1 protein-coding gene is annotated in these 2176 nt (G+C 66.8%); it reads right to left on the reverse strand.

The window, feature by feature from the left end; translation table 11 throughout:
* Positions 1-148 precede the first annotated feature (148 nt).
* Positions 149-2176 (reverse strand): M13 family metallopeptidase (locus tag EGJ34_RS21485; RefSeq protein ID WP_148100556.1); only part of this gene is annotated, 2028 nt, incomplete at its 5' end.

Genomic DNA, 2176 nt, shown 5'->3' on the forward strand with positions numbered 1-2176 from the left:
CCCCCCCCCCTTTTTTTTTTAATTTACCCGGCCACCACCCAGATATAAAATTTCACTTGCGGCGGCCGCGGCTGTTGTTTAAAACAGACCGGCCCACGCATCTGCCTGGGCCGGCCAACGGCCGGCGCTACTGGTCTGCGAACCTACATCACCACACCTTGACCCGCTTCTCCGGGGCCAGGTACAGCTTCTGGCCTTCCTTCACCTCGAACGCCGGATACCACGCGTCCAGGTTGCGCACGGTCAGCGCACGGAACTGGCCCGGCGCGTGCACGTTGGTCAGCAGCGAATTACGCAGCGCCTGCTCGCGCGCCTTGCTGCGCCATGCCTGCGCGAAGCCCAGGAAGAAGCGCTGGTCCGGGCTGAAGCCTTCAATCGTCTGCCCCGGCTTGCCCTGCAGCGACAGCTGGTAGGCGTCGTATGCAGTGGCCAGCCCGGCAACGTCGGCGATGTTTTCGCCCAGGGTCAGGCGGCCGTTGACGTGCACGCCCGGGAACGGCTCGTAGCTGCTGAACTGCGCGGCCAGCGCATCGCCGGCAGCGTTGAACTTCTTCAGGTCAGCAGCCGTCCACCAGTTGTTGAGCTTGCCGGTCTCGTCGAACAGCGCACCGGCGTTGTCGAAACCGTGGCTGATCTCGTGGCCGATCACCGCGCCGATCGCACCGTAGTTCACCGCGTCATCGGCGGCCCCGTCGAAGAACGGCGGCTGCAGGATCGCGGCCGGGAACACCAGGCGGTTTTCCAGCGGCACGTTCATGGCGTTGATGGTCTGCGGCAGCATCGCCCATTCGCTGTGGTCGACCGGCTGGCCGAGCTTGGCGATGTTGCGCTTGTACTCGAACAGGCTGGCGCGTTCTGCGTTGCCCAGCGCGTCGTCGCGCTTCACTTCCAGGCCGGTGTAGTCGCGCCACTTGTCCGGGTAACCCATGCCCACGGTGAGGCCGGCGACCTTGGCCTTGGCATGCGCCTTGGTCTGCGGCGACATCCATTCCAGCGCGTCGATGCGCTTGGCGAAGGCGGCGATGATGTTCTTCGCCATTTCATCGGCACGCGCCTTGGTGGCCGGGTCGAAGTGCTTCTCGACATAGAGCTTGCCGATGGCTTCGCCGACCGCTGCGTTGCTCTCATCCACCGCACGCTTCCAGCGCTCGCTCTGCTGCGGGGTGCCGTTGAGGGTGGTGCCGTGGAAGGCGAAACGGGCGTCAGCCAGCGCCTTGGGCAGGTACGGCGCGGCGCGGTCCAGCGCATGGAAGGTCAGGTAATCCTTCCACACGTCCAGCGGCTCGGTGGCGACCAGCCGCGAGATGCCGGCCACGGCCTTGGGCTGCCACACGATGAAGTCCTGCTGCTGGTCCAGGCCGGCGGCCTTGAGGAAGGCGGCCCAGTCCATGCCCGGGGCCTTGCCGCTCAGGTCGGCCTGGGTCCAGGCGTTGGCCCCCTTGGCCACGTCGTTGGTTTCTTCCTGGGTGGCGTGCACCTGGGCAATGCGGGTTTCCAGCGCCAGGATGCGCTGCGCCTTGCCGGCCGGATCAGCCACGCCGGCCAGCTGCAGCACCTGCGCGATGTAGGCCTGGTACTGCTTGCGCAGTTCGGCCATGCGTCCGTCCTGCAGGTAGAAGTCACGGTCGGGCAGGCCCAGGCCGCCCTGCACCAGGTAGGGCGCGTTGCGGTCCGGCTGCAGCAGGTCCACCGACACCCAGGTGCCGAACAGGCGGTCGGTGTAGAAGTTGGTGGCGTTGAGCAGGTCGACGTCGGCACGCAGGGTGCCGCCCAAGGTGCTGGCCAGGGCGGCCTTGTCGGCGATGCCGGCGATGGCGTCGAGCTCGGGCTTGACTGGGGCCATGCCGCGCGATTCGATGCCGGCCTCGTCCATGAAGGCGGCGTAGTAGTCGCCGATCAGCTTGCTTTCACCGTTGGCGTTGGCGTCGCCCGCGGCACCTTCCAGGATGGCGCGGGTGTCGGCCAGGGTCTTTTCGGAAATGACATTGAAGCTGCCGAAGCTGGAGCGGTCAGCCGGGATCTCGGTGTTCTTCACCCAGGTGCCATTGGCGAAGCCGAAGAAGTCATCACCGGCGGCAATGCTGCGGTCCATGCCGTCGGTGTCGAAGCCGAAGCTGCCCAGCTGGGCCTTGGGCGCTGCCGGGGCGGCCGGTGCGGTGTCGGTCGGGGCGGCGGC

Source organism: Stenotrophomonas sp. 278 (genome assembly GCF_003935715.1).
Lineage (GTDB): Bacteria > Pseudomonadota > Gammaproteobacteria > Xanthomonadales > Xanthomonadaceae > Stenotrophomonas > Stenotrophomonas maltophilia_AH.